The sequence below is a fragment of the Chroococcidiopsis sp. TS-821 genome (assembly GCF_002939305.1).
Classification (GTDB): domain Bacteria; phylum Cyanobacteriota; class Cyanobacteriia; order Cyanobacteriales; family Chroococcidiopsidaceae; genus Chroogloeocystis.
In genome coordinates this window covers 127,611-134,483 of sequence record NZ_MVDI01000011.1, presented here as the reverse complement: position 1 = coordinate 134,483, position 6,873 = coordinate 127,611, and the positions used below count along the sequence as shown (strand labels likewise).

The window sequence follows — 6,873 nt, the reverse complement described above, 5'->3', positions numbered from 1 at the left end:
TCGCAGCAACTGCTTGAGGTCTTCGACGCTTTCAGCGATTTCTAGTTTGTAAACCCCTGCCATAGATGCCTCTTGAACCCAATGACAGTTTTATACCATCTGTAGCCCTCCTTTAAAGAATTGGTATAACTGAGTCTCAACTGAATCAGGTCAACATCTTCAGTGTACAAGTATAATTACACGTTGTCTTTTTATAACTATTTGATTATATAATTAGTTGGGTAGATTTGAGGTGATGTATGCAGTCTATGTCGAGGCAATCTACAGGGAGATATTAGATGGTTCCTTTTTGGTTGATGGATAGGTGTGGTTCTTCTTCGGAATTACACCAAACGTACCAAGTACGCCAGCTTAAGTTCTTGAAGTGGCTGCGAGATCATCTGCAAACGCGGCTTGCTGCAACCAACGGGGCGATCGCTGCACTAGAGGAACAAATCCAGCGAGACAACCAGACCCATCCTCAGCCCAAAGATACTGCTGCATAGACCTCAATGCGGTCACGTTGTTTCAGTTTTTTACCCAAAGAGGAGACACTTTAATGGCGACACAAGCCAAAGCCAGAAAATCGAAAGGCAAACGTTCTCAATGGATTATGCTGGGATTTTTTCCGTTAATTGCGATCGGTGGTTTGTTCTATCCCTTGCTGGGCTATTTGATGCCCTTGATGATGGCATTTCTGATTACAAACTCTTACTTTCACGCTCGCTATTAGTGCAGCAATCTCTGTCCCAGAGGAGCTTTTTTGGATATTGTCATGCCACACTTTACCTTCAATCGCCCTTGGCCACGCCTGTTTAATCGGCGTTGGTTCCGCTGGGGGGTGTTTGGTTTATTTATGAGTATCTTTATTTCCCGCATGATTGCAACAGGTGGAGACTTGCTGGCGATCGGGGGAGTATTTGTCAACATGTGTGTTGTCACTAGTTTAATTGCGATTCCTCTAGGAATTGCCACTCGTCCTCGTGCCTGGTGTTCTGTCTGCCCAATGGGGACACTGCAAGAATCCCTCGGTAAGTTAGGGCAACGCCACGCTCGCGCTAAACGAAAGACATCCTAGCAAGCCCAGCTACCCGCAACAACGGACACAACACCTACAAAACACAACTCAAACCCGTGACCGTGACTTAGTTCATTCTTGATTCAACTAATAAATCACCAACAGACTTTCATGTGGAAATTTCTTGCTCTGATTCAACAGCAGCTGATTTGGTCGATTCCAGCCACGATGATCGCAGGCATTCTCTTTGGTGTTGCCGTTGACCCTAGTTTCCTGAAAGCAACAATTGTTCCTCTAACTTTTCTCATGGTCTATCCCATGACGATCAACCTACAGGTTAAGGAAGTTTTTTCAGGTGGTGACTATAAGGTTCAAATCGTCACTCAGTTGATTAACTTTGCAGTTATTCCTTTTTTTGATTATTTTGTGGGTCAATGGTTCTTCCACGATCAGCCGTTGATTGCACTAGGACTCCTCCTATCTGCCTTACTTCCTACCAGTGGCATGACGATTTCCTGGACAGGCTTTGCGAAGGGAAATGTGAGTGCGGCAATCAAAATGACAGTCGTTGGGTTAATTGCTGGGTCAATCGCTACTCCATTTTACGCAAAGTGGTTAATGGGAACAGTCGTTGAAATTCCTTTGGCAAGCGTGTTTCAACAAATCTTGGCGATCGTGTTTTTGCCTTTGGTTTTAGGCATCGTAACTCAGCGCCTCTTACTTGCTACTGTGGGCAAAGACAAATACAACAAAAACTTGAAGCAGAAGTTTCCCGCCTTCTCGACATTGGGCGTATTAGGAATTGTGTTTGTTGCGATGGCATTGCGTGCGAAGGGAATTGTGGCAAATCCCTGGATGCTGATTTCTCTACTACTACCTTTGGCAATTGTGTATAGTGGCAACTTTCTGCTGAGTACGATCGTTGGCAAGCTGTTTTTTAATCGCAATGATGCGATCGCGCTGGTCTACGGAACCGTGATGCGGAACCTGTCGATTGCCTTGGCGATCGCGATGACGGCTTTTGGCAAAGAAGGTGCAGAAATCGCGCTGATCATTTCGATGGCATACATCATTCAAGTGCAGGCGGCTGCCTGGTATGTGAAGTTGACCGACAGAATTTTTGGTAGACCTGTTGAAGCTGTTTAATTTAATACAGTAGAGTTAGAGCGGTCAGACAAAAACTTGTGCATCTGAGGTATAAGCAAGGTCAGGAGGTTCAACCGATGGTAACCACGCCCAACCAGAGCCTCTCAATTCCACCGTTGGAAAACAGCGATCGCCTCTCTCTTACAGATTTCGAGCGCCGTTACAAGGCAATGCCCCAAGTCAAGAAGGCGAACCACCTTGTGGCAGGATTGGTTTACATGGCATCTTTGCATTGCTAGGTGCAAGATATATGCCCAGTCAATAGAGTAGTTAAGACATTATAGAAGCTCATACTGATTATTCGGAGCGGAGGTAAACCTGACTCCTGCTACAACTATAAATCACGTCGACTATATGGTAATTCCTGGTTAATTGCATCTATCTCTTGCATTTCCCATTGATTTGCTTCGCGGATGTACGAACCCAAAATTTGCTCAAGCCGAGAATTATAAAAGCGGTGCAAACTGTAATTTGGACTTGCAGGAAAGCCGCGACGTTTTTTGTGACGTCCTCCCGCACCTGGATCGAAGATTTGAATATTGTGTGAAATTGCCCATTCGATGGGCGCGTAGTAGCAAGCATCAAAGTGCAAGCAATCGATTTCTTGAAAACTTCCCCAATAACGTCCGTACAGGCGATCGCCTTTGGTTAAACAAAACGACATTCCCAGCGGTTGACGGGGATCGCGATCGCTATACGCCGCAAAAAACACAACTCGATGCCGATAATTTGCATGTAACTGCTCAAAAAACTTTTTTGTCAGGTACTTACTACCCCACCAACCAAATTTATCGCAGGTATCAGCATAAAAGTTGTACATCAACGAAAACATTGATTTGGGAATTTCATCGCCAGTGAGAGGCTGTAGCCGCAAACCATTTGTCGCAACGGCTTTGCGTTCGCGTTTAATATTCCGCCGTTGATTAGCGTTGAAAATGGCTAAATAATCATCAAAAGTTTGAAAACCTTGATTTTGCCAAACGTAATTATGATTAATCCAAGTTATGAAACCATGACGTTCTAAGACACTGCGCCATTGCGGATCGACGTAAAGAAAATGACAACCAGAGATGCGGTTTTTGGCACAAAAAGTATCGATCGCTCGCACCATCAACTCGGTAATCTCATCCTCATCTTCTCCAGGAGCAATTAAAAAGCGATAGCCTGTTGCGGGTGTAAATGGTGACATTCCCAAAAGTTTGGGATAATAACGCACGCCAATGCGTTGCGCCAAATCTGCCCATTGATGATCGAAAACAAACTCACCGTAACTATGACCTTTAAGATACAACGGTGCTGCGGCAATCAATGAGCGATCGCGCCACACCGTTAAGTGATTGGGTAACCAACCCGCTTGAGCAACCGCACTACCTGAACTTTCAAGATTGTGCAGCCAATCCCATTCAAAAAATGGCGTCGCCAGTGGTAATGCTAGGGCATCCCATTCAGTTTGAGGAATTTCAGCAATATGATTAATCCAAGCAACAGAATAGCGGGGTTTGAGTTGTTCCACCATTGTCAAATGAGGGGTGAGTTGAATTACAATTTCTTTTTCTGATTCTCGATCTCCGATCGCTGAACCCTTCTAAATAGGGTAATCTAATCTTCTACACGTTGCCGTCGATAGTGCAGGAAGACTTCTTGCTCGATGACTTCGGCTGAGAGTAGCTCTAAACGAGGCGCTAACTGTTCCGAAGGAAATCCTGCTCCTTCGACAGGGGTAGGAGCATCAACGCCACCCAAAATGAGCGGACAGATCGTCAGCCAAAACTCGTCGATTAAATCGTCTGCAATGAGTGAAGCGATCAGTTCGCCACCACCAATTACTGCTAAACGTGATATCCCTAACTCAGCAAGCAGTTGTAAAGCGTTGACCCAATCAATACCATTTGCCGCAGGTGCTTCGCAAACCAAAATTCGCTCAAATTCTACACCTTCGTGCCAGTGTCGAGCACCAGGAGTTGTTGTGAGTAACCAGCGGCTGACTTGTTGTCGAAAAAACCGGATACGCGGATCGATGTCAGCAGACAAAGAAGCGACGATTTGTAAGGGCTGTGGTGGTAAATTTTGCGCTAAGCGTTGCTGGAGTAACTGGGGATGAGAAATACTCATCGTCGTGCCGTAAGTTCTAAGAGTCCCTGCACCAAACAGCACTGCATCAACAGTTGCGAGTTGTTTTTCTAAATGTGCCTGATCGACTGATGAAGCAAAGCGGGCAGGCGATCGCTTAATATCTGCGATTTTGCCATCCGCACTCATCGCTAAAACTACTGTAGTGTGAGGTCGTTTTTGATTATTATCCGCCATTGCTTCTACTTAATTAAAAATTGCTTCGGCAACTACAATCAATTGCCCTTACTACCATATTGCTCTTACGTTAGTGATAACGGTTCCAAGCGCGAGTAAATTCCCTATTTGCCAGAAATATTGAGTTAATATTTATACATTAGTTAGTCCAAAAATTAACTTTATTTTAATCATGCCGCAAAGCTGAGTGAGTGATGAGACATCATAATGTAAAGCATTGTGCTTTAGCCAATATATGCGATAAAACATCTGATGTGGTGTAGAAATATGCTTTTTCAACAAAAGGTTGTTTTTACACTTAAAAGAACACGCTTTGCTGTGCGACTCGGTAAGTAGTTTTGCGCTGTTGGGTTTTCCAGCTTTTCAGTGAGATATTATTATGGCTAAGCCAGGTCAATCTTCATTTCGCCGCATTTTACTGTCGCGAATTTTATTATTGAGCGTACCAGTACTACTCATCGGCGAGGCTGTTGCTTTTAGGAAAGCACGCTCTATCCTGTTGGAAACGGCACGCCAAAATTTGACTGAAAGCGCAGTGAGAAAAGGAGAGAGTATTGAAGATGCGATCGCCGCCCTTAAAGCAATCTCAATGACTGCGAGTCACGCACAAATTCTGCAAACAGGAACAACCTTACAAGCGCAGCAGTATCTGAACGAATTAGCGACGCAACTTCCTGATTACGTTCAGTGCGTCCATTTAAGAGATGCACAAACTCAAAAACAAATCGCCAGTACTTGTGGAAATATTTGGGCTAACACCGAGGCTGCGCTACCGGTTCTCCAAACACAATCGCCTTTGAATCTCAGTCGCTCTGTCAATGTAGCCGCGTTGTTACCTGTAGATTTACCCGCACAAGTGCACAAATCCACTCCAAATTCTCATCGTTCGATTGGTCAACTGCACTTACGCTTCTCCACAGCAATCTTCACACCCACAAATCAGCCGCGCTATACCTTGCATATTCAAGCGGCTTTAGAACCGCAAGAACGGACGCGGCGTGGTTCATTGACAGGTTACACTGTTGTCATCGCGCAGCATGGCATTATTTTGGCGCACCCGCTTGCTGAATGCGTTGGCAGGAAGATTCAACAAGAACCCGACGCTGTGCGACTGCAAAGAATTGTCGAAAATGCGATCGCTGGACGCCAAGATGTACAAAATGTGTCGTTTACCAAAAATGGAAGAGAATTTTTGGCAGGTTACAGTGCGATTCCTAGCCCGATCGCAAACGAGCCAAACCAGTATTGGACAATTTTAGCTGTTACGCGCTTAGATAGCGCACTGTATGGTCTACGCGAAATTAAAATTATTCTGATCGTACTTACAGCTGGGTTACTTGGTGCTAGTTTACTCGCAACAAGGTATTTAGCGCGCGATTTAGCACGACCTTTAGAAAAATTACGTGACTATGCTTTGAATCTCCAGAGTCACCATGGTGTCGAACGAGTCCCGCACAACTTCAAAATTCGAGAATTTCAACAACTTGCTGAAGCACTCGAACGCATGGTAGAACGATTAACTGCGTCAGCAGAAGAAATTGAGACAGCGTGGGAAGAAGCCCAAGCAGCAAATCAACTCAAAAGTGAGTTTTTGGCAACGACATCGCACGAACTGAGAACACCGCTGAATGCGATTATCGGATGTGTTCGCCTCATCCGCGATGGCTGTTGCGACGATCGCGAAGAGGAAATGGAGTTTTTACAACGCGCCGATGAAGCGGCAATTCACTTACTGAGTATCATTAATGACTTACTTGACGTTGCTAAAATCGAAGCGGGTAAACTATCAGTAGTTTTAGAACCGACGGATTTACAGCAACTCCTGAAAGAGGTAATCAATCTTCAAACAGTTCATATTCAACAAAAGGGCTTACAGCTTGTTGTGTCTCAAGGAAGCGAACCAATTCCTGTACAAGCCGATCCCGCGAAGCTGAAACAAGTATTACTCAATGTTATTGGTAATGCAGTTAAATTTACTGAGCAAGGTAAAATTACGATTAGCACGCAGCTACAACCTGTTACAGAGCTGTTGCCTAACAGCAGTAGATCGCGCGTAGTTATCACCGTAGAAGACACAGGCGTAGGAATCGATCCGGCGCTACAACACAAACTTTTTCGCCCCTTTGTGATGGTAGATGGGACAACTACGCGCAAATTTGGCGGTACAGGATTGGGATTAGCAATTTCACGCAATCTAATCGAGTTAATGGGGGGAAGCATCACATTGCATAGCGCGGGTGTTGGTAAAGGGACAACAGTTGCAATTACAATGCCTGTAATGGACTTAGCGCCGTTACGTTCGCACCACGTACGCGAAGAACCACGCGTGCTTGACCGCTTGCATCTCCCTAGATCCTAAGATCGCATCAAGTGAAAGCCCGACCGTTGATGTAGCCTACAACTTCTTTTGGAGCTATTTAGGT

At 45.0% G+C, this 6,873-nt stretch carries 8 protein-coding genes and 1 pseudogene; 7 read left to right on the top strand and 2 right to left on the bottom strand.

From position 1 onward, the window contains the following. The first annotated feature begins 278 nt into the window (after nt 1-278). From B1A85_RS20560 to B1A85_RS20545, 6 genes and pseudogenes are all read left to right on the top strand, one after another. On the top strand, nt 279-485 hold the full coding sequence (locus B1A85_RS20560; protein WP_104548589.1) for a hypothetical protein: 207 nt from the start codon (nt 279-281) through the stop codon (nt 483-485). A 53-nt stretch (nt 486-538) separates the two neighbouring features. Next, the gene (locus tag B1A85_RS24940) at nt 539-712 is read left to right on the top strand and encodes a hypothetical protein (protein WP_210404622.1); all 174 of its coding nucleotides are present in this window, start codon (nt 539-541) and stop codon (nt 710-712) included. Next, nucleotides 713-766, top strand: a pseudogene (locus B1A85_RS25840) (hypothetical protein); the annotation flags it as partial. It abuts the gene before it with no gap. After that, nucleotides 755-1,057 carry a 4Fe-4S binding protein gene (locus tag B1A85_RS26335; protein WP_210404621.1) on the top strand — a complete coding sequence of 101 codons (303 nt, stop codon included), beginning with the start codon at nt 755-757 and terminating at the stop codon, nt 1,055-1,057. The pseudogene B1A85_RS25840 and the gene B1A85_RS26335, both read left to right, overlap by 12 nt. A gap of 111 nt (nt 1,058-1,168) precedes the next feature. Then, entirely contained in the window at nt 1,169-2,143 is a 975-nt protein-coding gene (locus tag B1A85_RS20550; RefSeq protein WP_104548588.1) for an arsenic resistance protein, read from the top strand. A 38-nt stretch (nt 2,144-2,181) separates the two neighbouring features. Continuing rightward, entirely contained in the window at nt 2,182-2,382 is a 201-nt protein-coding gene (locus B1A85_RS20545; protein ID WP_210404620.1) for a hypothetical protein, read from the top strand. Between the two features lie 95 nt (nt 2,383-2,477). Here B1A85_RS20545 and B1A85_RS20540 read toward each other — a convergent pair whose 3' ends face one another. Further along, nucleotides 2,478-3,659: a GNAT family N-acetyltransferase gene (locus B1A85_RS20540; protein ID WP_104548587.1), complete on the bottom strand. Its 1,182-nt coding sequence runs from the start codon at nt 3,657-3,659 to the stop codon at nt 2,478-2,480. Between the two features lie 83 nt (nt 3,660-3,742). Further along, nucleotides 3,743-4,450, bottom strand: a complete 708-nt coding sequence (locus tag B1A85_RS20535; protein WP_104548586.1) for a RibD family protein — start codon at nt 4,448-4,450, stop codon at nt 3,743-3,745. 379 nt (nt 4,451-4,829) lie between these two features. Here B1A85_RS20535 and B1A85_RS20530 point away from each other — a divergent pair, with 379 nt between their 5' ends. Further along, a complete protein-coding gene (locus tag B1A85_RS20530) occupies nt 4,830-6,809 on the top strand; it encodes an ATP-binding protein (protein WP_104548585.1) in 1,980 nt (659 codons plus the stop codon). Nucleotides 6,810-6,873: the final 64 nt, after the last annotated feature.